Annotated in this window: 24 protein-coding genes; 12 read left to right on the plus strand and 12 right to left on the minus strand. The window is 39.5% G+C overall.

What is annotated here, in order from left to right:
• Positions 1-40 precede the first annotated feature (40 nt).
• A complete protein-coding gene (locus FTU13_RS06355; RefSeq protein WP_180026276.1) occupies positions 41-751 on the minus strand; it encodes an LrgB family protein in 711 nt (236 codons plus the stop codon).
• The gene (locus FTU13_RS06360; RefSeq protein ID WP_180127687.1) at positions 748-1,200 is read right to left on the minus strand and encodes a CidA/LrgA family protein; all 453 of its coding nucleotides are present in this window, start codon (positions 1,198-1,200) and stop codon (positions 748-750) included. The genes FTU13_RS06355 and FTU13_RS06360 overlap by 4 nt, the downstream gene beginning before the upstream one ends.
• Before the next feature lie 97 nt (positions 1,201-1,297).
• Here FTU13_RS06360 and FTU13_RS06365 point away from each other — a divergent pair, with 97 nt between their 5' ends.
• Both FTU13_RS06365 and FTU13_RS06370 read left to right on the plus strand, forming a co-directional pair.
• Positions 1,298-2,197 (plus strand): LysR family transcriptional regulator, encoded by a 900-nt coding sequence (locus tag FTU13_RS06365; protein WP_180011413.1) that lies wholly within the window; start codon positions 1,298-1,300, stop codon positions 2,195-2,197.
• Between the two features lie 149 nt (positions 2,198-2,346).
• Positions 2,347-2,826: a helix-turn-helix domain-containing protein gene (locus FTU13_RS06370; RefSeq protein WP_180127685.1), complete on the plus strand. Its 480-nt coding sequence runs from the start codon at positions 2,347-2,349 to the stop codon at positions 2,824-2,826.
• A gap of 82 nt (positions 2,827-2,908) precedes the next feature.
• On the opposite strand, the gene FTU13_RS06375 is transcribed toward FTU13_RS06370, so the two are convergent.
• The 4 genes from FTU13_RS06375 to tusD are packed head-to-tail and all read right to left on the minus strand — an operon-like array spanning position 2,909 to position 4,334.
• Entirely contained in the window at positions 2,909-3,220 is a 312-nt protein-coding gene (locus FTU13_RS06375; RefSeq protein WP_111884335.1) for a TusE/DsrC/DsvC family sulfur relay protein, read from the minus strand.
• A gap of 48 nt (positions 3,221-3,268) precedes the next feature.
• Entirely contained in the window at positions 3,269-3,556 is a 288-nt protein-coding gene (locus FTU13_RS06380) for a DsrH/TusB family sulfur metabolism protein (RefSeq protein WP_180127683.1), read from the minus strand.
• Positions 3,557-3,569: 13 nt separating this feature from the next.
• Positions 3,570-3,920 carry a hypothetical protein gene (locus FTU13_RS06385; protein ID WP_078193833.1) on the minus strand — a complete coding sequence of 117 codons (351 nt, stop codon included), beginning with the start codon at positions 3,918-3,920 and terminating at the stop codon, positions 3,570-3,572.
• 45 nt (positions 3,921-3,965) lie between these two features.
• On the minus strand, positions 3,966-4,334 hold the full coding sequence (gene tusD / locus FTU13_RS06390) for a sulfurtransferase complex subunit TusD (protein ID WP_180127681.1): 369 nt from the start codon (positions 4,332-4,334) through the stop codon (positions 3,966-3,968).
• A 312-nt stretch (positions 4,335-4,646) separates the two neighbouring features.
• On the opposite strand from tusD, the gene FTU13_RS06395 reads away from it, so the two are divergent.
• The 5 genes from FTU13_RS06395 (at position 4,647) to FTU13_RS06415 (ending at position 10,009) form a co-directional block, all read left to right on the plus strand.
• Positions 4,647-5,231: a phosphatase PAP2 family protein gene (locus FTU13_RS06395; RefSeq protein WP_180127679.1), complete on the plus strand. Its 585-nt coding sequence runs from the start codon at positions 4,647-4,649 to the stop codon at positions 5,229-5,231.
• Between the two features lie 515 nt (positions 5,232-5,746).
• Positions 5,747-6,754, plus strand: a complete 1,008-nt coding sequence (locus FTU13_RS06400; RefSeq protein ID WP_180011423.1) for an SDR family NAD(P)-dependent oxidoreductase — start codon at positions 5,747-5,749, stop codon at positions 6,752-6,754.
• A gap of 199 nt (positions 6,755-6,953) precedes the next feature.
• Positions 6,954-8,348: a class II fumarate hydratase gene (gene fumC, locus FTU13_RS06405; RefSeq protein ID WP_180110934.1), complete on the plus strand. Its 1,395-nt coding sequence runs from the start codon at positions 6,954-6,956 to the stop codon at positions 8,346-8,348.
• 360 nt (positions 8,349-8,708) lie between these two features.
• Positions 8,709-9,200 (plus strand): hypothetical protein, encoded by a 492-nt coding sequence (locus FTU13_RS06410; protein WP_078193829.1) that lies wholly within the window; start codon positions 8,709-8,711, stop codon positions 9,198-9,200.
• Between the two features lie 206 nt (positions 9,201-9,406).
• Positions 9,407-10,009 carry a nitroreductase family protein gene (locus FTU13_RS06415; RefSeq protein WP_180127677.1) on the plus strand — a complete coding sequence of 201 codons (603 nt, stop codon included), beginning with the start codon at positions 9,407-9,409 and terminating at the stop codon, positions 10,007-10,009.
• A 154-nt stretch (positions 10,010-10,163) separates the two neighbouring features.
• Here the strand turns inward: FTU13_RS06415 and FTU13_RS06420 are convergent, their stop codons facing one another.
• On the minus strand, positions 10,164-11,951 hold the full coding sequence (locus FTU13_RS06420; protein WP_180127675.1) for an acyl-CoA dehydrogenase: 1,788 nt from the start codon (positions 11,949-11,951) through the stop codon (positions 10,164-10,166).
• A 122-nt stretch (positions 11,952-12,073) separates the two neighbouring features.
• Between FTU13_RS06420 and FTU13_RS06425 the strand changes: the two genes are divergently transcribed.
• Positions 12,074-13,060 carry a GlxA family transcriptional regulator gene (locus FTU13_RS06425; protein ID WP_180127673.1) on the plus strand — a complete coding sequence of 329 codons (987 nt, stop codon included), beginning with the start codon at positions 12,074-12,076 and terminating at the stop codon, positions 13,058-13,060.
• A 7-nt stretch (positions 13,061-13,067) separates the two neighbouring features.
• Here the strand turns inward: FTU13_RS06425 and FTU13_RS06430 are convergent, their stop codons facing one another.
• From FTU13_RS06430 to FTU13_RS06450, 5 genes are all read right to left on the minus strand, one after another.
• Positions 13,068-14,267 (minus strand): MFS transporter, encoded by a 1,200-nt coding sequence (locus FTU13_RS06430; RefSeq protein WP_180127671.1) that lies wholly within the window; start codon positions 14,265-14,267, stop codon positions 13,068-13,070.
• A complete protein-coding gene (locus tag FTU13_RS06435) occupies positions 14,251-14,697 on the minus strand; it encodes a MarR family winged helix-turn-helix transcriptional regulator (protein ID WP_180127669.1) in 447 nt (148 codons plus the stop codon). The genes FTU13_RS06430 and FTU13_RS06435 overlap by 17 nt, the downstream gene beginning before the upstream one ends.
• 189 nt (positions 14,698-14,886) lie before the next feature.
• Positions 14,887-15,651 carry a DUF805 domain-containing protein gene (locus tag FTU13_RS06440; protein ID WP_180127667.1) on the minus strand — a complete coding sequence of 255 codons (765 nt, stop codon included), beginning with the start codon at positions 15,649-15,651 and terminating at the stop codon, positions 14,887-14,889.
• Between the two features lie 139 nt (positions 15,652-15,790).
• Complete coding sequence (locus tag FTU13_RS06445) at positions 15,791-16,345, minus strand: thermonuclease family protein (RefSeq protein WP_180127665.1); 555 nt, start codon at positions 16,343-16,345, stop codon at positions 15,791-15,793.
• A 216-nt stretch (positions 16,346-16,561) separates the two neighbouring features.
• Complete coding sequence (locus FTU13_RS06450) at positions 16,562-17,479, minus strand: LysR family transcriptional regulator (protein WP_180127663.1); 918 nt, start codon at positions 17,477-17,479, stop codon at positions 16,562-16,564.
• Between the two features lie 93 nt (positions 17,480-17,572).
• Here FTU13_RS06450 and FTU13_RS06455 point away from each other — a divergent pair, with 93 nt between their 5' ends.
• The 4 genes from FTU13_RS06455 to FTU13_RS06470 all read left to right on the plus strand — a co-directional run bounded on the left by FTU13_RS06455 (position 17,573) and on the right by FTU13_RS06470 (position 21,504).
• Complete coding sequence (locus FTU13_RS06455; protein ID WP_180127661.1) at positions 17,573-18,814, plus strand: acyl-CoA dehydrogenase family protein; 1,242 nt, start codon at positions 17,573-17,575, stop codon at positions 18,812-18,814.
• Positions 18,815-18,924: 110 nt separating this feature from the next.
• Positions 18,925-20,046: a phosphotransferase family protein gene (locus FTU13_RS06460; protein ID WP_180127660.1), complete on the plus strand. Its 1,122-nt coding sequence runs from the start codon at positions 18,925-18,927 to the stop codon at positions 20,044-20,046.
• On the plus strand, positions 20,043-20,741 hold the full coding sequence (locus FTU13_RS06465; protein ID WP_180035743.1) for a histidine phosphatase family protein: 699 nt from the start codon (positions 20,043-20,045) through the stop codon (positions 20,739-20,741). Before FTU13_RS06460 ends, FTU13_RS06465 begins: the two co-directional genes overlap by 4 nt.
• A gap of 19 nt (positions 20,742-20,760) precedes the next feature.
• Positions 20,761-21,504 (plus strand): SDR family oxidoreductase, encoded by a 744-nt coding sequence (locus tag FTU13_RS06470; protein WP_078190968.1) that lies wholly within the window; start codon positions 20,761-20,763, stop codon positions 21,502-21,504.
• The last annotated feature ends 208 nt before the right edge of the window (positions 21,505-21,712 follow it).

Below are 21,712 nucleotides of genomic sequence, written 5' to 3' on the forward strand. Positions count from 1 at the left end.
ATCATTTAAAAAGCCCAGAGACTGCACTGGGCTTTTTATTTTATCCCAACAGATAAATGACTAAATGAATAAGCGATGGCCCAAGCAATACCATAAATACTCCAGCAAGTACCATGCTCAAGCAGGCTGCAACACCTTCTTCTTTATGACGTGATAATGCTTTACTTGTACCAAATCCGTGTGCAGCATTGCCAAGAGCCGCACCTTGTGCAAAGCGTGAATGCAATTTAAGCCCAGCCAAAACTAGGTCAGCCATAGCCACGCCGGCAATCCCAGTAATCATGGTAAATAGAATCACCAATTCTACTGAACCTCCAATATTCGAGGTAAGTTCCATGGCAAAGGGCGTAGAAATGGAACGTGCCATTAAGCTATAAGACGTTTCTTGGTCAAACTGAAACAACTGTGCCAAATAAAAAGCACTAATAATCCCAGCTAACATGCCAATCACGATGCCTAAACTAATGCTCAGCGCATGCTGACGGATAATTTGCCGATATTCATAGATGGGAATAGCAAAGGCCACAGTGGCAGGGCCGAGCATCCATACAATCCATTGGCTTTCTTGCATATAGGTGTCATATGAAATATGAAAGCAAAGCATGAGTATAATCAGCACAAACGGGACGAATAGTGCAGGGGAAAGAACCATATACGGTAACTTACGATGTAGCTTTTTCGCCAAAATATAACCGATTAGGGTCAGGACGAAAAACAATACAGAGATGCTGTTCAACCCAAAATCGTTCATAAGGTTTTTCCTGCTGTGTTGACATCATGATCTGTCGCAGTTTGGTGTTTCGCTTTAAGTTTTGCCTCGAGTTTAAAGCCCCAATAAACCGTAAATGCTGTAAACACCATGACACAGACGGTACCCAGTACCACGGCTAAAATTAACTGCCAGCCAGAGCTGAGTAATAAATCTTGATATTTAATTAATCCAACTACACAGGGGATAAAGAATAGAACCAGTTCAGCCAAAATAAAATCTGAGCCTTGTTTGACCCACTGCATTTTAAATAAACCACTCAACAATGCGGCTAAAAGGAGCAATAAACCAATCACGCCAGCAGAGATCGGCAAGTTAAACCATGATTGAATGCAAGAGCCGATCCACCAGATCAATATCAATAAACTTATCTGCGCTAAAGTTTTAAGAAACTGGGTAAATTTTGAAGTAGATTGTGGAAGCGTATCCATGAGACAACAGCAGAATAGGAGATGACGCTATTTTAAAAGTGCATAACCTGTATAATTATGAATAATTAATTATTAATTATGCTTGAATGGAATAATAATGGACATTAAAAGCCTAAAAGTCTTTGTGACCATCGTACAAAAACAGAGTTTTAGTCATGCAGCAGAAGCGCTTTTTGTCACTCAGCCGACCATTAGTAAATTAATTCGTCAGTTAGAAGATGAGATCGGCGTGCCTTTATTTCATAAAGGTGAAGCAGGGCGTAAAAGGGAAGCGCAGCTCACCTATATGGGAGAGCAGATTTATCAGCATGCTTTAGTGATATTGAATGAACAACAACGGATGCTTGATACAGTCACCCAAGTTCGTGCCTTAAAACAAGGTAAATTGACTCTAGGTTTACCGCCATTGGCATCGGTATTGTTCAGTCAGTTAATTGCGCTGTTTCATAAAAAATACCCCAATATTGAACTGAGCTTTTTTGAGGTAGGGGCGACGGGTATTGAAAATGCCATTTTAAAAAAACAGGTCGATGTGGGAATTATTTTGGGTCACTTGAAACCGGTGTTGAGCGGTATTCCGGTGATGGAGTCACCTTTATGTTTATTATCTAAAAAAAACTCACAGTGGCGTAAGCGAAAAACCGTTTCGTTGATTGAATTAAAAGAAGAATCTTTTTTATTGTATGACGATACCTTCACACTCAATGACATCATTATACAGGCGGCAAATTACGTCGGATTTGAGCCAAATGTAGTGTGTAAAAGTAGCCAGTGGGACTTCATCGCCAAAATGGTAGATTCAAATGTCGGGATTGCACTCCTGCCTAAAATTTATTGTGAACAACTTGATGCGGCAAAATACCATATGGCTGAATTAGAAAATCCAAACCTAGACTGGAAACTCAGTATGGCCTGGAATACCACTGTTGCCATGAGTCCCGCAACGCGTGCATGGCTAGAAATAATTGAGGACAATAAAGACAAAATACATTTTTAGTTCATTTACAGATCAAGCAGATAAAATGAATGCGTTGAAACGATGGTGGATTTATGATTTGTACATCAAAGATTATTGAAAAGGATTTTGCAAAATCAACAGGCATGAATTAAATTGGGTGTTGGTCGTTATTTTTGATGGTTCATAAAATGAAATGGGATGATATTGGTCAACAACCGTGTTCAATCGCTCGTGCACTTTCAGTGCTAGGAGATCGTTGGACCATGTTGATTATCCGTAATGCATTTATGGGCATTCGACGTTTTGATGACTTTCAACAAAATCTCGGTGTGACGCGTCATGTGTTATCTGACCGATTAAAGCGTTTGGTTGAAGAAGGTATTTTAACCAAAGTTGCTTATGTCGAGCGTCAGGAACGTTTTGAATATCGACTGACGCAAAAAGGCTTAGACTTGTATCCAATCCTTTTAGCTATGACCCATTGGGCCGATCAATATATGGATCAGGGCTTAGGATCACCTGTTGAATATGTGCATCAGGCATGTGGGCAAAAATTTAAACCGATTTTAGTGTGCTCATGTTGTGCTGAACCGATTCAAGCCAAACAGGTCAAACCGATATTTACCCAAGCCTATTACATTGCTCTAAATCAATTAAAACCTGCCTAAGCTGTTTGATGGCTTTATTTAAGATGCTGATTTGCATCCATATAGTCAAAATAGCCTAAGCGGTATTTAGATTACTTTAAAATTACAAACAATTTGCAGGCTTAGGGATTCCCGCTAAACGACTTAAATGCCGAGCGACCAAACCCGTATTAAATTTGTCCTGTAACACCGCATTATTAATATCAGCGCTCACCGTTTTCATTAAAAATTTAATGAGTGGGCGAGTTGCCGGTGAGTGACCAAACTGTTGATAAAACTGTCGTACAGCTTGTAAAACTTCAAAATGCCAAGGGCTTAACTCAAGCTCTAAACTTTTAGCCAGTTCTTGGGCAACAGCTTCATTCCAAATAGTGTAATCCACCAAATGGCCATCTTGGTCTAATTCAAGATTCATATTCATTCCAAAAGAGAAGATTGTAGAAATGGATCGCTTTTACTCAAATTATTTGAGTGAAATACATCGTTTAAATTTTAGGCATAGATCAGCAAAAGCGGCATAGTCGATCACTTTCATATGACTATAATTCATAGTTTTACCTAAAATTTCAGCATCATTTTCGAGTACATAACATGTGCCAAATTGCTGTATTTGTTCATGTGCAATATGTAAGACTGCTTCACCCATCAAGATGATCGCATCTTCAGGGTTGATTAAACTGGCTAACTGCTGGATGTGCTGTAGGGTATTGGCATAGCTGGCTTGGACTAAATACAGCGTAGAATTTGACATCATCATTCCTCTTTTACCAATACAACACATGATCAAATTGTTGAATTAATTCGGTATTAAATTGAACAAACTCAAGCTCTTGTTCACTGTTGATCACAAATGGATGCTGTGAATTTTTTTGTTCAATATAAATCGGGGTGAGATCATAAAATTCAAAGCTATCAACCATGTTGGATGCGAGTTTAAATGCATGCTTGAGTTGACTAAACTCTTGTTCGGCTTGAAGTAAGCTCAGCGCAGCATCTTTGAGCAACACTTTAACGTCACAGCCGAAGGTTGCAAGCACCATGGTCGCAGAAAGACTTTCATGTACTTGTAAGCTTGCAAGATTTGCATGGGTTAAAACAACCAGTACAGATTTCACGTAATTTTCCTTTTCAATGCTACAAATGCGCGGCAATCAAAATACTTAGAATTGCAATAAACGGTCTGCAGTTTGTACGGCATCGGCAAGTTCACCTAAGCCCACAAGTTCAAAATGCTCAGCTAGATTATGTTGCTGAATATTGTGACGGTGTGCATTTTCCTGATCTGTGATCCCACGTGCGAGCGCTGCACTTACGCAAACAGGTAAACGAATGCCGAGTTTTTGCCATTCACTGCTGAGTTTGCGCTGATCATCTGGCACCCATTGCAGGGCATTTGCGACATTTACACCATCTTGATAGAAAAAAACCCGAAAGTTTTCGCCTTTCTGCTTCAACGCTTGTGCAAGACCTAAAGCATGCCAAGCCAATATCGAAGTAGGTGAGGAGGTAATTAGTAATAGAGTACTCATCGAAATTCACTAAATGAATAAACGGTCTAGATCGACAGTTTGTTCTGAGTTCAGAAGAAAAAGCTAGTATACAATGATTTACTCAATGATCTGAATATTTGCACAGTTTTGCTTATTTAGGCGGCGAAGTCATTGCCAATTTTTCTTCAAATATAGCTATAGGTATACCTTGGGTTTATTTTGGATTCAGCCTCAAGCCATCACTTTTCATAAATAAACTGTGCGGTTACATACTGAAAAATCTTTATATGAATAAAACGCAATTTTTGATTTTACAGAGTGCTATGATCTTTTCATTTTTTAAACCAACTCATGAATATAGAGAAATTTAATTTAAGTTTATTTAATTCAATCAATGCTTCGGATTTCACCATTTCTTTCGCCATATTTATAGCCAATGATCTATTTTATATCGTGATTCTTTTGATGTTTTTGGCTTGGTTTAAAGGCAATTTTGACACCAAAAAACAAATCGTTAAAGCTACTGTGTTTACTATCGTCGCTTTTCTTATCAGCCAAGTGATTTCAAGTTTCTTTTACTATCCTAGACCCTTTGTCTTGGACGTTGGACGCACGATTATAGAACATTCACCGAATGGATCATTCCCGAGTGATCACATGCTGTTTTTTAGTACGATTGCATTTTCTTATATTTTTTCAAAGCAAAAAGCTGTCGGCTATGTATTTCTCGCATTCGCTTTTCTTGTGGCGTGGTCGAGAGTCTATTTGGGTGTGCATTATCCAATGGATATGGCGGGAGCGCTGATCATTGCGGTTTTGCTTAATTTTGTTGGACTGTCTTTATGGCGAAAATATGGGTCATATTTGGTGAGCCTGATCTTAAAAGTTTACGAGTTCCTATTCTCAGCCATGATCAAAAAAGGCTATATCCGCTAAATTAAGTTGCTTAGATATTTGCGATTTCAAACTTTTGCTGCTGTTGCAGTTACATTGCCAACATCTTGCTAGATGAGTAATTCTAATGATTCATCTGGCATTCACATCCAGATCCTATACCTCAAAAATAGTCAGACTGCTCAATTCAATTTGCTCATTCGATCAAGATCATTTCTAATATTTTGTTGCTGTGTAATATGTTTGCCGTGCGACTATTTTTAAATATCTTCTTCTAAACGCGTTCACTCAAATGCCACGAATAATTGTGATGTCTTCAAATTGGATCGCTAGCGAGGTCATTTGTCGTAAATCAAATACAGTTAATATCCATAACTGCAACACAGTCAAAATTCTAAAGCAGTAAGATAAAACTAGAATGCTCTTGCAGATTATTCGGCTCATGAAAAATGCTGAGGCGAAGTTTCAAAATTTAGATCTGTAGATAAGTTGGTGACGACACCAAGATGATGCCAAAGATTTGTAAAAGCTTGATAACTATAAGGAGTGTCTAAACAATGATTTTAGTGACTGGTGGTTTAGGCTTTATAGGCTCACATATAGCCTTGAGTTTAATGGCTCAAGGTCAAGAAGTCATTATTGTGGATAATTTATCCAATGCAAATTTACAAACACTTGAACGACTAGAATTTATTTCAGGCATGTATGTGCCTTTTGTCAAACTCGATATTCGCAATACTCCCGCACTCAATAAAGTATTTGAACAATATACCGTCGATGCTGTCATTCATACGGCAGGCTTTAAGTCATTGGAAGAATCCGTCCTTAAACCACTTGAATATTATAATGATAATGTCAGTTGTATCATGAGTTTGCTGCGTGCCATGCAGCGAACAGGTGTACGAACACTGATCCATTTATCAAGTTTAGCGGTATATGGTCAGTCGTCGGCAGAATTAACAGAAGACACAGAAATCAATTTTACCTATCCAAATCCCTATGTGAAATCTCAACAAATGGTGGAAGAAATTATACGGGATACTGCACGTACGGATAATGAGTGGAAAATTGCGATTTTGCGTTTAGGAAACGTCGCAGGTGCTTTCGAGCATGCAGTTTTAGGTGAGTTTGTAGCGCCATTGCCAAAAAATATTGTGCCGCTTGCGATGCAAGTCGGGGCTTTACAACGAGACTTTATCGAACTTCGCAAACAAGCCAAAACTGAAGATGGTACTGTGGAACGGAGTTTCTTGCATGTACTCGACTGTTGTAAGGCGGTATGGCAATGTTTGCAATGGTTGTCACAGCAACAGTTTGCCTGTGAGGCCTTTAATATTTCAGGTGAGTTGGTTTCGATACAGCAACTGTTGGATACGCTTTCAGAAGTGACACAGGCGGAGATTAAGACGGTCGAATCTAGTTTTTACCCAAGCCATGAATATGACCAGCTTGGGGCAAGTACACAGAAAGCGAAAAGTACTTTTGATTGGCAGCCTGAACAAGATTTAAAGAAGATGCTAGAAGATGAATGGCGTTTCTATCAACAAACATTAAGAGGGAATTAACTCGTCTTGTATTGGGTAAATTTAATCGTCGTGCATGATTTTCTTTATAAAATCACGATAAAGATTATCAAATAAACCACTTATAATTGATAATGGTTATTATTTACAAATCTAAGCAAGTTACCTAAACTGTATTTATCAGCAGAATTTGATTCTGCACAGACGTTCAAGTTTTATAAATAAGGATATGAGGTCATTTATGCAAACACGTATTGAACATGACACAATGGGCGATGTTGAAGTACCTAGCGATGCGATGTGGGGTGCACAAACACAGCGTAGTTTGCAAAACTTTAAAATTGGTGGTGAACGTTTACCACGTCCAATGATTCGTGCAATGGGTCTCGTGAAAAAATCAGCTGCGATCACCAACGCAGCATTGGGTCAAATCCCTCAGGAACTTTCTGGTTATATCGTCAATGCAGCCGAAGAAGTGATCTCAGGTCAATGGGATGCACAATTCCCACTGGTAGTTTGGCAAACGGGTTCTGGTACGCAAAGTAACATGAACTGTAATGAGGTAATTGCCAATATTGCCAATCAAAAACTAGGCAATCCATTGGGTTCACAAAAACCTGTCCATCCCAATGATCATGTCAATCGTGCTCAATCGACCAACGATTCATTCCCAACTGCAATCCATGTGGCTGCAAGTCTACAAATCAATGAGCTTTTAATTCCTGCTGTAACGAAACTGCGTAATACCTTAGAAGCTAAATCTAAAGAATTTAAAGATATTGTTAAAATTGGCCGTACACATTTACAGGACGCAACGCCTTTAACATTAGGCCAAGAGTTTAGCGGCTATGTTTCACAGCTCGATCATGGTTTGAAGCGTTTAAATCAAGCTTTAGAAGGACTGTATGAATTACCACTAGGTGGTACAGCGGTCGGCACAGGTCTGAATGCACATCCTGAATATGCTGTAAAAGCAGCAGCAGAACTTGCGAAACAAACGGGTCTGCCATTTGTAACTGCACCCAACAAATTTGAAGCACTTGCAGGACGTGATGCTGCTGTATTTGCATCGGGGGCGTTAAAAACACTTGCTGTAAGTTTAAATAAAATCGCCAATGACGTGCGCTGGTTAGCCAGTGGCCCACGCTGTGGTTTTGGTGAGCTACGCATTCCAGAAAATGAACCAGGCTCAAGCATCATGCCAGGTAAGGTCAATCCAACTCAAAGTGAAGCCATGACGATGGTGGTCGCTCAAGTACTTGGAAATGATACAACTATTAATGTTGCGGGGGCATCAGGTAACTTTGAATTAAACGTGTTTATGCCGGTTATTGCCTTTAACTTATTGCAATCTATTCAACTCCTCGGCGATGCATGTAATAGCTTCAATGACCACTGTGCAGTAGGCATTGAGCCAAACCGTGAAAAAATCGATCATTTTTTACATGATTCATTAATGTTAGTTACGGCACTCAACCCAGTGATTGGTTATGAAAATGCTGCAAAAGTTGCTAAAACTGCATATAAAGAAGGTAAAACTCTAAAACAAGTTGCGGTAGAACTCGGTTTAGTCACTGCAGAGCAATTTGATGAAGTGGTTCGTCCTGAGCAAATGGTTTCACCCAATACCAAATAAATTTTTTGAGATCATTCAATTAGAGTGTTTGAAAATAATTTGAGAGGCTGACTCATACTCAGCCTCTCTTTTATTGGATAAATTTTTAATTCTTTTTTATCGCTAAATACTGGCTAACACATATTTTTTTGAATCATAGTCATCTTGAAATGTATGTATATAAACAGGACTGTTTATTAAAAATAGGGCAACGAACAAAATGCAGCAAGACCGGAGTATGAAGCAAGTAATTCATAGGATTGGGCTTTGAATTCATTGGCACACTTGTTAAAATGCCTTTCTTTTTCTGTTTTCGTTGCTATTTGACATTTGTTTGAATAAATATTTGCAAGACAGTGTTTTATTTAAGGATTTCCCCCAATGCTCACCATCTATTTGACAGATGTCCAAAAGAACGTTCAATTTAAAGACTATCCGGGCGAGCATCCTGTTAAATTTGTTTTGAATTTTAAAAAGATTTTCCCAAGTGTTATGGAGCTTTTGCTACCAGTTTTGCCTGAAAATGAAAATCTAGAAGAAATGAGCTGGGAATCGACAACGACAGATTTTGAAAAATTTAAATTGCTACTCAGTGGTTGGGGCGTAATCGAACTGCGTTTGAATGCTATTGCCCAATATAAAGACCGTGCTTATGCAGATAACTTGGTAAAAAAAGCACAGCAAAAGCGCAAAGAATATAAAAAAGCACAGTCAAAATTACAAACTGTTGAACTGGATTATCTATTCATGCACGAAGTTCATGGTTTAATTGATGCTGAGTTGGTCGAGCTAGGTGAAAAATTCTATCTACCGACTTTACGTGAGCTTTGGAAAAACCAAGTATCAGCGAATGTATTAGAAGCAAAATTCTAAACTGTACAAAGTTTTAGTCGAAAAATCCTCCGCTTAGGAGGATTTTTTATATGTACAGCAGAACTTCAGATTTACTTCGACAAGTGACTGTTTCATAGTGACCGATCTAGCAAGTAGAGCATTCAAAACATTTGGAAAGTCGCGATACTCATCATTCCAAATGTTTCTGACTCATCTGCACATTTTATTTTAAAGGACCATTTTATATGTCAAATCAGTTTATTGACCTGATAAGCAAACGTCGTACTATTTATGCTATTGGGGACAATGTAAGCCAAAGCACAGAATATTTAACTGATTTGATCCAAACAGCGATTAAACAAAGCCCGTCTTCATTTAATTCACAATCTTCTCGTGCTGTTATTTTATTTAATGGTGAAAGCGAAAAATTTTGGGGCTTAGTCGCTGACAAATTAAAATCTTATGCAAAAGATGAAGAAAGTGCTGCGAAGACGACTGCGAAAATGGCAAGTTTTGCAGCAGGTTTAGGTACGGTTTTGTTCTTTGAAGATTTAGATGTGGTCAGTAGTCTACAAGCACAGTTTCCGTCATATGCAGAAAACTTTCCGATTTGGGCAGAGCATTCAACTGCCATTGCCCAATTTGCGACTTGGACTGCGTTACACACCGAAGGTTTAGGCGCATCACTACAGCATTACAACCCAATTGTGGATGAACAAGTGCATGCGGAATGGGACATTCCTAGGCATTGGAAACTTCGTGCTCAATTGGTTTTTGGTTCAGTGGAAGGTGAAGCGAGAGAAAAAGGTTATATGGATGATGCTGCTCGTTTTAAAGTCTTCCAATAATTGCAGCGTATAACACACAATTTCGATAAAAAAGGAACGAAAACTAAGTTCCTTTTTTATTGTTTTTTTATTGAAATAGATAGGGTTGGACAAGATTTTCATCCGTGAAAACCTTGTCCAGATTAGCCCATTGAGGACTGAGCTAAACGGGTGGCTAGAACCAACTTTCTTGCATGTTGAGGCAAGTATCATCAAGTTCTAGCAATAACTTGGCTTGATGTTCTATTTCAGGTAACTCCCAGCGGATAAAATATTGCGCGGCTTGTAATTTACCAGCTAAGTATTGTTGATCTTCAGCTAAATCGGAATGTTCAAATTTCACAAGGGCTTGATTGGCCATTTCAAGCCATAGCCATGAAATGATGACTTTGCCCATCATGTCTAGATACAAGGCAGAATTACCCAGTGCCTGATCGACATGACCTTGGGCGAGGACTTGTCCCAAAGTTTGTGTGGTTTTCTTCACCGTGTTTAAATGCGCTGAAAAAATCGCTGCAAGCGCCTGAGTTTTTGGATGTTGAGCTTGATCAATCGTATTTTGCATACGTTGTAATAACAGCATCAAACCTTTGCTGTTGTGCTGCCAAAGCTTACGACCCAACAAATCCAAAGATTGAATCCCAAATGTACCTTCATGGATCGGATTTAAGCGATTGTCACGATAGCATTGTTCAAGTGGATATTCACGGGTATAGCCCGCACCACCTAAAACTTGGATGGCTAAATCATTGGCTTTTGGACCATAGGCAGAAGGGAATGATTTGACGACAGGGATAATTAAATCTAATAACAGCGCACTGTCTTCGTTGTTAGCGGCTTGATGTTCATCAATTAATCGTGCAGCAAATAGGCATAATGCAAGTGCGCCTTCCACATAAGATTTTTGCGCCAAAAGCATCCGTTTAACATCTGTATGTTGAATGATATTGACAGGTTTCGCAGCAGGATTTTTATCTGATACTAAGCGACCTTGTGGACGGTTTTTGGCATATTCGAGTGACTCTAAATAGCCACGGTATCCAATCATGGCTGCACCTAAGCCGACACCGACTCGTGCTTCATTCATCATCTTAAACATATATTTAAGACCAGCACCTGCTTCACCAATCAGATAGCCTGTACATTGGTCTTTTTCACCAAAGCTCAGTACTGTCGATGTTGTACCTCTGTAGCCCATTTTATGTAATAAGCCAGCCAGTTGAACGTCATTGGCGCCTGCAAGTGAACCATCGCTCAGGGTTTTAAACTTCGGAACAATAAACAGCGATATACCTTTCACGCCCTGAGGTGCGTCTTGGATGCGAGCAAGGACCAAATGCACGATATTTTCAGTGATGTCTTGGTCACCCCCTGAAATAAACATCTTTTGGCCTTTGATGAGGTAAGTACCATCGGCTTGTGCTATGGCTTTTGTGGTCAAATCACCCAAAGATGAACCCACATCAGGTTCAGTCATGGCCATCGTTCCAGCAAAGCGACCACTGAACATATGCGGTACAAACATATCTTTTTGTTCAGTCGTACCGAAAGCCTGAATCACATTTGCAGCCGCAGCGGTTAGAAATGAATAAGCCACTGACGATGGATTTGCCGACATGAAATAGGCATTAGCAGCCATGTTGATCAAAGTCGGAAGTTGCATACCGCCTGCATCATAATCATGCTGCGCACAAAGCAAGCCGGCATCTGCAAATTGCTTCCATGCCGTTTTGACTTCAGCAATGGTTTTAACCTGTTGACCATCAAACGTAGGTTCGTTTTGATCGGCTGTTGCGTTATGAGGTGCAAAAAAGTCTTGAGCAATACCTTGTGCAGTTTCTAGGATGCTTTTGAAGGTTTCAGCATCATGCTCAGCAAAACGTGGGTAATGTGTTAAGTCTTGCGCTTTAAACACGTCAAATAGCAAAAAATTTAAATTTTTGTCATTGATTAACTGCGCCATTGATCAATCTCTAATCGGGTCGAATTTTATGGCTTAAGCCTAGCAGTTGATTTTTAGATATAGAATTGTCAATAATGACACTTAATAAGTCAAAAATGACATTTTGATAATTTGAACTTTAAATGAAGAAAATCATAATTTTAGCATTTGATGGCGCTTTAGCTTCCGCGATTACTGGGGTCATTGATTTATTTGCAATGGCGGGGGTCAGTTGGAACCGGATCCAAAAACAAAATGTGCAGCGGCTATTTCAGGTCAAAATTGCCTCACAACATGGTCAAGCAGTGCAATGTATCAATGGCATCAAGCTTTATGCAGATTTAGCATTTTCTGAAATAACAGATGCAGATATCATCATTGTTCCAACGATAGGCGCGGCGATTTTAGATGTTTTAGCGCAAAATTCAGCGCTGATCGAGTTATTAAAAACTCAGCAAGTGCAGAGCGGAATGATCGCAGGAAATTGTACGGGTAATTTTTTTCTGGCGGAAGCAGGGCTTTTAGATGGTAAGCAGGCAACGACGCATTGGGGCTTTCAGCAAATGTTTCGTGAACGCTATCCTTTGGTCAAACTGAATGCAGATCAGCTCATTAGCCATGACCAAAATATTTACTGTGCAGGCGGCGGCTTAGCATGGTTTGATTTGGGACTACACCTAATAGAACGTTTTTATGGTTTTGAAACGGCAATCCATACGGCAAAATCATTTGTACTGGATTATCGTCGTGATAGTCAGTTGTCCTATTCATTATTGAAAATATCTAAACCGCATCAGGATGGTTTGGTGCAAAAAGTTCAAGATTGGTTAGAACAGCATTATCATGAAAATATTGTCTTAGATGAACTTGCAGCGCAGTTTAATGTGACAACGAGGACATTGATTCGACATTTTAAAACGGCTTTGGATATTCCACCGAATCAATACTTACAATCGATACGGATTGAAGCTGCACGAAAGCGTTTAGAAGAAACGGGACATGCTTTAGATCTGATTATGCGAGAGGTTGGCTATAGTGACCCAAGCTCATTTCGACGGTTATTTCAGAAAAAAACGGGGCTGAGCCCCTTAGAATATCGTCGACGTTTCAGCCGACGATTTGATGTTTAAATACAGTTTAAGCGGTTCGAACGGCATAACGACCATGTAAAATGTAGTAGGCACCCATACATGCAAAGGCAGCAAATGCGCTATACAAATACAATTGTGAGTAACCAATATGGTCGAGCAATTTACCGATAAAGTATGGTCCAAAGCCTAAGCCTGCATCCAAAAAGATAAAGAAAGTCGAAGTGGCAAAGCCCATACGTTCAAGCGGTGCACTTTTCACGGCAACTGTTTGGCAGACCGACTGAATATTGCCATAACCGAGTCCAAGTAAGCCGGCACAAAGTAAAAGCATCCATGAACTCTGTGTGATACTGAGCAGTACCAATGCTACGCCCATAATCACAAAAGCAGGGTAGATCACAATATTTTCACCTTTACGATCCATCAACGGGCCGGTAAATGGGCGAGAAATTAAAATCGCAATGGCATACATCAAAAAGAAAAACGAGGCTGTTTCAACCAAATCGATTTCTTTGGCGTAGAAGTTAATGAAAGATAAAACACCTGAATAGCAGATTGAAGCGAAAAGCATGATGAATGATATCGGTAATGCTTTAGGTTCTACAAATTGAGCAATCCAACACGGTTTTTTGACGGCTTCAACAGTATCGAGGGGTTTATTGATTTTGGGTAAATCGGGCACTTGAATCAGCAAGGCAACCAATAGGCAGCTCAATGCGATAATCGTAGAAACGATAAAAATCGCGTGATAACCAATGTGTAACATCATCCAAATGGCAAGAAATGGCCCAATAGCTGTACCTAAAGTACTACTCATACTGTAGTAGCCAATGCCTTCACCGCGACGTGTCGCTGGTAAGATTTGGGCAATTAAGGTACCCAGCACTGTTGATGCCATACCCATCATAAAGCCATGCATAAAGCGTATGAAGAGCAATATGCCGACGCCAAACTGTATGAAGTAAAAACCAGAAAAAATTAAAAAGCCAATTAAACCAACGATCAGTGTCGTTTTACGTCCAAAGCGTTCTAGGAACTTGCCTACCAATAAACGCCCGACCAATGTGCCGACAATGAACAAGCCTGAAACTAAACCTGCTTGGGCTGTAGTCGCACCCAATTCAGCCACCGCATAGCCCACGATCACCACAACCAAGAGATAAAAGGTTAAAACCAATTGGAAGTTAATGGCGCTGACTAAAATAAAATTTCGAGTCCAAAGTGGTGCTTTATCTTGCATGATCATCACCTACAGTGTTTTGTTCAAGTTCTTGCATGACACGGTGTAAAATTTGAATGGAGCGTTGGATATCTTGGCTAGCTAATGGCGCGATCAGGCGCTGCTCAAAGGCATCTATGTCTTTTGCACATTGCTGAAATAACTCACGTCCAGTCTCGCTGAGCTTCATTTTCTTTTGACGTTTATCGTCAGTTTGTACGTGACTCAAAATATCCATCTGTGCAAGAATTTTGACTCGCTTTGTGATAGATGGCTTGGATACATTTAAATATTCAGCCATTTCAATAGATGTACAAGCGGTTTTTTCACGGATGACAAACATGACTTGCCAAAGCGAATAGTTCAATTGATAGGGCAATAAAATTGTGTTGATTTCATCACTCATCAAACGCGCACAGCGCAGAAGTGAAGAGCGGAAACCTAATGAGGTATTCATGATAGTTAACTAGGGTAACTAAATTATCGCAACTTTACGCCTAATTTATTTTGAATTCAAGTGAACAACTCAAAGCATAAAAACAGGTATAAAAAAACCTGTGCGCACACAGGTTTTCTTGCATAACATTTCATTTAAATTTTATCGTTCAATGCATATCGTTGAATTGATACCTTAAACAATACGTGTTTATTCTACAGCTGCAATTGCAGCATCTTCTGCTGAGCTGTCTGCATTTTCTGAAATTTCTACACTTTCACCATCTGCATAAGCAAGTTCTTCACCTTCTGATTCAGCTTGCTCTAAATAAGCCGCAATTTGTTCATCTGTTAATTCTTCAGGTTCACCTTCAGACATCATTGCTTGTTCTTGTAATTGGGCTTGTTCTAAATTGCTCATCATACTTTGCATATTGAACATCAATGGGATCATGACCAATAAATAAACAATCATCAGGATTAGATACAATGACCCAATGACTTTTTCTGTTTGTTCCGTAGGACGCTTAATGCCAAATTTATTTTCACCTTCAGTACCTTTTGCAGCCATCACATAAATGCTAAAGATGGTACCGACCAGTGGGATGAGAAAAATTAAACAGAGCCAACCGCTTTTATTTAGATCATGTAAACGACGAATCGTAATGCAGATCATTGCGACAAACATTGCAATAATGGAAACGACAATCAGTGCGATTGCACTGAGTCCTAAGAGTGAATTAAAAAGTGCATCAATACTACGTTCTGCTGAATTGAAAAATGCAAAAAGACCCAGCGCGACGCTGATGCCCAATAGGCAGGTATAAATCATACTAATGATAAATAACCACGCTAAATAGGACAGGCGGCCAAAACGTCCTTCAGGAGACAGTGGATGATCGGCTTTTTGAATTTGAGGCTGAATATTTTGATCTTGTTGAAACGGATTCAATTCGTTTGAAGTAAGTTCAGTCATTATTATTCCAATTTTAATTATCTAATTTATTTTCTATGCCCAAAAGAGCAGCATTATTGTATAGCGAAGTAAAAAAAGGTCAAATATTAGACATGGCTAAGTCATCAAATATTCCTTAGCCATGCTGCACTGTGGTCTGTTATTTATGTAATTTACGATACTCTTTAGGGCGCATTGGACGACTGGCTTTCCACAAACCTTTCTTTTGTTTACGTGCTTTACTTTGTAAATTCATCATATAGTGCAAATGCTTTTGGTCACGGATGTATTCTTCGTACACCCACGCAGCACCACGTTTTACCATTTCTTCATTCATGCATTTACGATAGCGATAAATAACCCCAACGCAGCGGCCATAACGGTCTACATCAGTGATTTTTACGCGGACAAATTTCTTATAAACCATGGATTTGATCAGGCGGGCTGACTCTTTACCGTAGGCTTGTGTCGATTCTGGCGCATCCACATAAGCAAAGCGAAGTTTGGTTTTAGAACGTCTTAAATTCATCCGATAGCAGGTGAGGGTATCGCCATCACTAATATCGGATACACGGCAGAGGTAAGATTTTCCTTTCTTAAAAGGCTGGAAAAAATCCTTTAAGAAAATGGTGACTTTATAGAGAACATAGACAGTGATCAGGCACAGTACTGCACCTAACGACATGAGCCAATTCGCGGAGAGATTTGAAAGCATACACAATGATATGAACGAGCTCATATCGCATAAAAACAGGAATTTAGATTTTATAAGAACTCATGATTTATGGCTGTCGAATAAACCGACGGTCAGTTGAAAATACCTTAAATAATCAGCATTTGATCTATAAATATACAGAAAGTTTCATCACGCAAAATTCAATCTAAATCCATGTAAATAGCCTAAGCAAATTGGTATCTCATTGAAAATAGCCTAAGCAAAAATTTTAGAAATTTCGCTTCGCAAAAAAACATGCCGTGAATTTAGTTCCAAATCATTATGCCAATACATCCCTAGTTTAATTTTCGGCAAGTCTACAGGTACATCAAAAATATTCAGTTCGGGAGCAACCTGTAAATGAGTCAAAATATTTTGTGGAATCGTTAATATTGCCTTGGGTTGCTGTGCCAAAATTTGTAGTGCAGTAGAGTAATGCTGACAGCGTAAAAAAATCTCTCTAGAGTGTTTTTTACGATTTAAATAAATATCCTCGACTAATACACCTGCACGTCGGGAAGAAACCCCAATGTGAGGAGCAGAAAGATAAATAGACTCATCCATCTTAGGGTGTTGACTACAAATCACGAATTGGTCTTCAACCAAGGTTTGAAAATTGATCTTTTCACCAAAGTTTTGCTCAAGGTCAATCGCAAAATCGATTTGCTGTGCAGCAAGATCAGCCACAATGGTTTTGCGATCTAATTTGATACTGGAAAATTGGATCTGAAACTGTTGCTGTTGAAAGTGTTCAACTAACTTGGGAAAAATGATCGGTTCAATTTCATCATGTACCGCAATTTTCAAGCTCTGTACCATTGAAGGAGTAAATTGTTGTTTTTGGATAGAAATACTTTGAATCGCAATAAGCGCATTTTTAATTACAGGATAAATCTGCTCGGCAAATGGCGTCGGAAGCATTTTTGCTCCAGCACGTACAAATAAGTCATCTTGTAAATGTTGTCTTAACCGTTGAAGTGCATGACTCGCTGCAGACTGAGTAATACACAAAATTTTTGCAGCTTTTGAAATGCTTTTTTGTTCATAAATTGCGATATAAAGTGGATATAAATTGATATCCATACGGTGGAAAACCCCCATATCGATGACGGTGTTTTTATGAATACTATTCATGTTCATCTATTGAATTAAATCATTTTGTTCATATTAGATTTCAGGTTATGGTGTTGTAAAGCGTAAAGAACATAATATTTAAAGGATGTTGTCATGTTTGAACTTTCAGCACGTGCACAAGATTATATTGAAAGAACAAAAAAATTTATTAAAGATGAAATTGAACCTGTAGAAACTGAGTTTTGGGCAGAAGTTCATGAGCTGAACCAAGGTGGCGATTGGACCAAATGGCAATGGCCGGCACAGTTAGAGGTCTTAAAAGATAAAGCCAAAGCTGCGGGCTTATGGAATATGTTCTTACCTTGTTCTGAACTTGGGCAAGGCTTATCTGTACAAGAATATGCACACATCGCAGAACTTTCAGGCCGTAGCTTACTTGCACCTACGGTATTCAATTGCAATGCACCTGACAGCGGCAATATGGAAGTGATTTGGCGTTATGGTACCGAAGAACAAAAGCAGCAATGGTTAACACCATTACTAGACGGCAAAATCCGTTCGGTATTTTGTATGACAGAACCTGTTGTTGCTTCAAGTGATGCCACCAATATGGAAGCTACGGCTGTCGTTGAAGGCGACGAAATTGTATTGAATGGCCGTAAGTGGTGGTCTTCAGGTTTAGGTGATCCTAATGCCAAAATCATTATTTTTATGGCGCATACACCAGATGAAAGCAAAGACCGTCATCATCAGCATTCTATGGTTTTAGTACCTGTTGAAACTGCTGGAGTCAAAATCGAACGTATGTTACCTGTGTTTGGCGACTATGATGCGCCACATGGACATGGTGAAATTAGCTTCACAAATGTTCGTGTTCCTGTTGCAAACTTTATTGGCGGCGCAGGTCAAGGTTTTGAAATTGCACAAGGTCGTTTAGGCCCAGGCCGTATTCATCATTGTATGCGTTGTATTGGTGCTGCCGAAAAATCGCTAGAACTGATGATTGACCGCGGTATGAGCCGCACTGCGTTTGGTAAAGAAATTCTAAAACTCGGTGGCAATTTAGAACGCGTAGCAGAAGCGCGTGTTGCAATCGATCAAGCACGTTTACTGACCCTTTATGCAGCATATAAAATGGATACTCTAGGGAATATGGCTGCATTAACCGAGATTTCTGCAATTAAAGTGGTCGCGCCGAGTGTCTTAGAAAAAGTTGTCGATATGGCGATTCAAATTCACGGCGGTGCTGGAGTTTCTCGAGATACACCGCTCACAGGTTTCTTTGCGCAAGCACGTTCACTGCGTCTAGCTGATGGCCCTGATGAAGTGCATAAAGGCATGATTGCCAAATTAGAGTTGGCTAAGCGCGGTTACAGCAGTCGCCGTAAAAAATAAACAAGTTGTAGTCACATATTTGGCATGGCAACCCCGAATTGTCCATGCTATAAAACTATAGAAAATTATATTTTTATCATCATGATAGATTCAAGTTTAGGAAGAAAAGCATGTCAGTGATCGATGTAGGCGGTTCAGTTCGTGAGGGTGAAGAACTGGATGTACGTGCTGTAGGAAATTGGTTGATTGAACATGGCGTTGAAATAGAAGGGCCTGTAGAAGTCACTCAATATTCAGGTGGCGCATCAAATTGGACTTATCGCTTAAAATACGACAATGCTGATTTAATTTTACGTCGTCCACCGAAAGGCACCAAAGCCAAGTCTGCACATGATATGGCACGTGAATATAATGTACAGAAGGCATTATCTGAATTTTATCCTGTACTCCCAGAAATGGTGGCGCTATGTCAGGACGAATCAGTGATTGGCTGTGATTTCTACGTGATGAAACGCGTAGAAGGCATCATTCCACGTGCAAACTTACCCAAAGAATTAAATTTTGATGAAAGCCAAGTTCGCGAATTATGCATCAATGTGATTGATAAACTCGTTGAGCTGCATCAAGTGCCATACCAAGGCACAGATTTAGAAAAAATAGGCAAGGGCGACGGATACTGTCGTCGTCAAGTGGAAGGTTGGGACGCACGCTATGAAAAAGCCAAAACCTTAAATGTTCCTTCTTTTAAATATGTCCGTAATTGGCTCAAAGACAATATTCCTGCTGACTCTAAAACCTGTGTAATTCATAACGATTGGCGTTTTGATAACGTGATTTTAGATCCAAATGATCCTACCCAAGTGATTGGCGTATTGGATTGGGAAATGGCAACACTTGGTGATCCATTGATGGACTTAGGTTCGGCTTTGGCGTATTGGGTTGAAAGTGGCGATAACGCAATTTTTAAAGCGACACGCCGTCAGCCGACTAACTTGAGAGGCATGTTTAGCCGTAAAGAAGTCGTTGAATATTACTTAGAAAAAACTGGTCTACAAACAGACAACTGGACCTTTTATGAAGTGTTCGGCATTTTCCGTTTAGCGGTAATTGCACAGCAAATTTATTATCGCTTTTACCACAAGCAAACCAATAATCCGGCATTTAAAGATTTTTGGATTGTGATCCATGCTTTACATATTCGTGCCTTAAAACTTATCGGTTTGCAAAAACTTGAAGCCAATGATGTGGCACAAAAATATATTGAAAAAATGAAGGATATTTTAGGGAAATGACCACGATATATTTAATTCGGCACGGTCAGGCTTCTTTTGGTGCGGAAAGCTATGACAAGCTTTCTCCCAACGGTGAGCTACAGGCTAAGGTGCTGGGACAGTATTTCGACCGTATTTTAAAAGAAAGTCCTTATGTGGTTGCGGGCTCCATGCAACGTCATCAACAAACAGCCAATCTTGCATTGGCTGAATGCTTTCCAGAAGCACAAGTTGATACAGATAACGCATGGAATGAATTTAATCATCAGCAAGTTTTTGCTCAATATGAACCTCGATTTAACCAGCCGCATTTATTAAAAGAAGATGTATCGAAGCATGAAAACCCGCGTGCTTATTTATCTAAAATTTTTGAAGGTGCTATTGAACGTTGGACAGGCGGAGAATTTCATCATGAATACGATGAATCTTGGCCACATTTTAAAAATCGAGTCGAAACAGTGCTAGATAAGTTATGCAGTCAACTGGCTGAAACCAAACCGCGTTATGCCGTTGTGTTTAGTTCAGGTGGGGTGATCTCCGTTGCCGTAGGTAAAATTTTAGGGCTGAGTCCTGAAAAAACATTTGCACTTAATTGGGCCATTGCCAATACCAGTATGACAACACTGCGTTTGGTTGGAAATGAACCGCAATTACTCAGTTTAAATGAACACCATTTTATAAAAGCAGTTGATCCAAATTTATTGACTTGGATCTAAGGTAAACAAAGGAATTATCATGGCTAAAACAATTTTAATTACAGGTGCAAGCTCGGGAATTGGTGCAGGAATGGCACGCGAGTTTGCACAAAAAGGCTACAACTTGGCCATTTGTGCACGTCGTTTAGAGCGTCTAGAAACACTAAAACAGGAACTGGAAAGCCAATATGGCATCAAAGTGATTGCGAAAACCCTCGATGTCACAAATTACGATCAAGTATTTGAAGTGTTCCGTGCCTTTAAAGCAGATTTTGGCAGTATTGACCGTGTTATTGTCAACGCAGGTGTCGGTGAAGGTCGTCGTATTGGTAAAGGTAATTTTGAAATTAACCGCGCCACAGTTGAAACTAACTTTATCTCTGCTTTGGCGCAATGCGAAGCTGCGGTTGAAATTTTCCGTAGCCAAAATGCAGGGCATTTGGTGGTGATTTCGTCGATGAGTGCTATGCGTGGTATGCCTAAACATTTAACGGCTTATGGTGCAAGTAAAGCAGGTGTTGCTGCTCTAGCTGAAGGTATTCGTGCAGAGCTGATTGATACCCCAATTAAAGTGACGACTATTTTCCCTGGTTATATTCGTACGGAGATCAATGAAGGTGCGAAAAAACTACCATTTGAAGTCGACGAAAAAACGGGTTCACATCTTTTAGCAAAAGCAATTGAGAAAGCACCGGTTAAAGCCTATGTACCACAATGGCCATGGTTACCTTTAGGTCTTGCGATGAAAGTATTGCCGTTAAAGATCGTGAATAAATTGGGTTAAACCTTTATGCAATAATAAAGCTCCAATTTTGGGGCTTTATTATTCTCAAATGATATTCGTCATCCTCTGTAGGTTAAAAAGGAATACATAAAACCTGTGATGAAAAGATATTAAAAGTAGCTGACTTTACAAAGAAAAATTGGAGTAATTACTCAGATTATTTATAAATAAGATATTGAAAATAAATAAAATGTTGAATATTTGAACA

Source organism: Acinetobacter sp. YH12064 (assembly GCF_013419735.1).
GTDB classification, from domain to species: Bacteria; Pseudomonadota; Gammaproteobacteria; order Pseudomonadales; family Moraxellaceae; genus Acinetobacter; species Acinetobacter amyesii.

Coding starts and splice junctions, on each gene's coding strand:
- FTU13_RS06355 (WP_180026276.1), bottom strand. CDS start 751: ATGAACGATTTTGGGTTGAACAGCATCTCTGTATTGTTTTTCGTCCTG.
- FTU13_RS06360 (WP_180127687.1), bottom strand. CDS start 1,200: ATGGATACGCTTCCACAATCTACTTCAAAATTTACCCAGTTTCTTAAA.
- FTU13_RS06365 (WP_180011413.1), top strand. CDS start 1,298: ATGGACATTAAAAGCCTAAAAGTCTTTGTGACCATCGTACAAAAACAG.
- FTU13_RS06370 (WP_180127685.1), top strand. CDS start 2,347: ATGAAATGGGATGATATTGGTCAACAACCGTGTTCAATCGCTCGTGCA.
- FTU13_RS06375 (WP_111884335.1), bottom strand. CDS start 3,220: ATGAATCTTGAATTAGACCAAGATGGCCATTTGGTGGATTACACTATT.
- FTU13_RS06380 (WP_180127683.1), bottom strand. CDS start 3,556: ATGTCAAATTCTACGCTGTATTTAGTCCAAGCCAGCTATGCCAATACC.
- tusD (WP_180127681.1), bottom strand. CDS start 4,334: ATGAGTACTCTATTACTAATTACCTCCTCACCTACTTCGATATTGGCT.
- FTU13_RS06395 (WP_180127679.1), top strand. CDS start 4,647: ATGAATATAGAGAAATTTAATTTAAGTTTATTTAATTCAATCAATGCT.
- FTU13_RS06400 (WP_180011423.1), top strand. CDS start 5,747: ATGATTTTAGTGACTGGTGGTTTAGGCTTTATAGGCTCACATATAGCC.
- fumC (WP_180110934.1), top strand. CDS start 6,954: ATGCAAACACGTATTGAACATGACACAATGGGCGATGTTGAAGTACCT.
- FTU13_RS06410 (WP_078193829.1), top strand. CDS start 8,709: ATGCTCACCATCTATTTGACAGATGTCCAAAAGAACGTTCAATTTAAA.
- FTU13_RS06415 (WP_180127677.1), top strand. CDS start 9,407: ATGTCAAATCAGTTTATTGACCTGATAAGCAAACGTCGTACTATTTAT.
- FTU13_RS06420 (WP_180127675.1), bottom strand. CDS start 11,951: ATGGCGCAGTTAATCAATGACAAAAATTTAAATTTTTTGCTATTTGAC.
- FTU13_RS06425 (WP_180127673.1), top strand. CDS start 12,074: ATGAAGAAAATCATAATTTTAGCATTTGATGGCGCTTTAGCTTCCGCG.
- FTU13_RS06430 (WP_180127671.1), bottom strand. CDS start 14,267: ATGATCATGCAAGATAAAGCACCACTTTGGACTCGAAATTTTATTTTA.
- FTU13_RS06435 (WP_180127669.1), bottom strand. CDS start 14,697: ATGAATACCTCATTAGGTTTCCGCTCTTCACTTCTGCGCTGTGCGCGT.
- FTU13_RS06440 (WP_180127667.1), bottom strand. CDS start 15,651: ATGACTGAACTTACTTCAAACGAATTGAATCCGTTTCAACAAGATCAA.
- FTU13_RS06445 (WP_180127665.1), bottom strand. CDS start 16,345: ATGCTTTCAAATCTCTCCGCGAATTGGCTCATGTCGTTAGGTGCAGTA.
- FTU13_RS06450 (WP_180127663.1), bottom strand. CDS start 17,479: ATGAATAGTATTCATAAAAACACCGTCATCGATATGGGGGTTTTCCAC.
- FTU13_RS06455 (WP_180127661.1), top strand. CDS start 17,573: ATGTTTGAACTTTCAGCACGTGCACAAGATTATATTGAAAGAACAAAA.
- FTU13_RS06460 (WP_180127660.1), top strand. CDS start 18,925: ATGTCAGTGATCGATGTAGGCGGTTCAGTTCGTGAGGGTGAAGAACTG.
- FTU13_RS06465 (WP_180035743.1), top strand. CDS start 20,043: ATGACCACGATATATTTAATTCGGCACGGTCAGGCTTCTTTTGGTGCG.
- FTU13_RS06470 (WP_078190968.1), top strand. CDS start 20,761: ATGGCTAAAACAATTTTAATTACAGGTGCAAGCTCGGGAATTGGTGCA.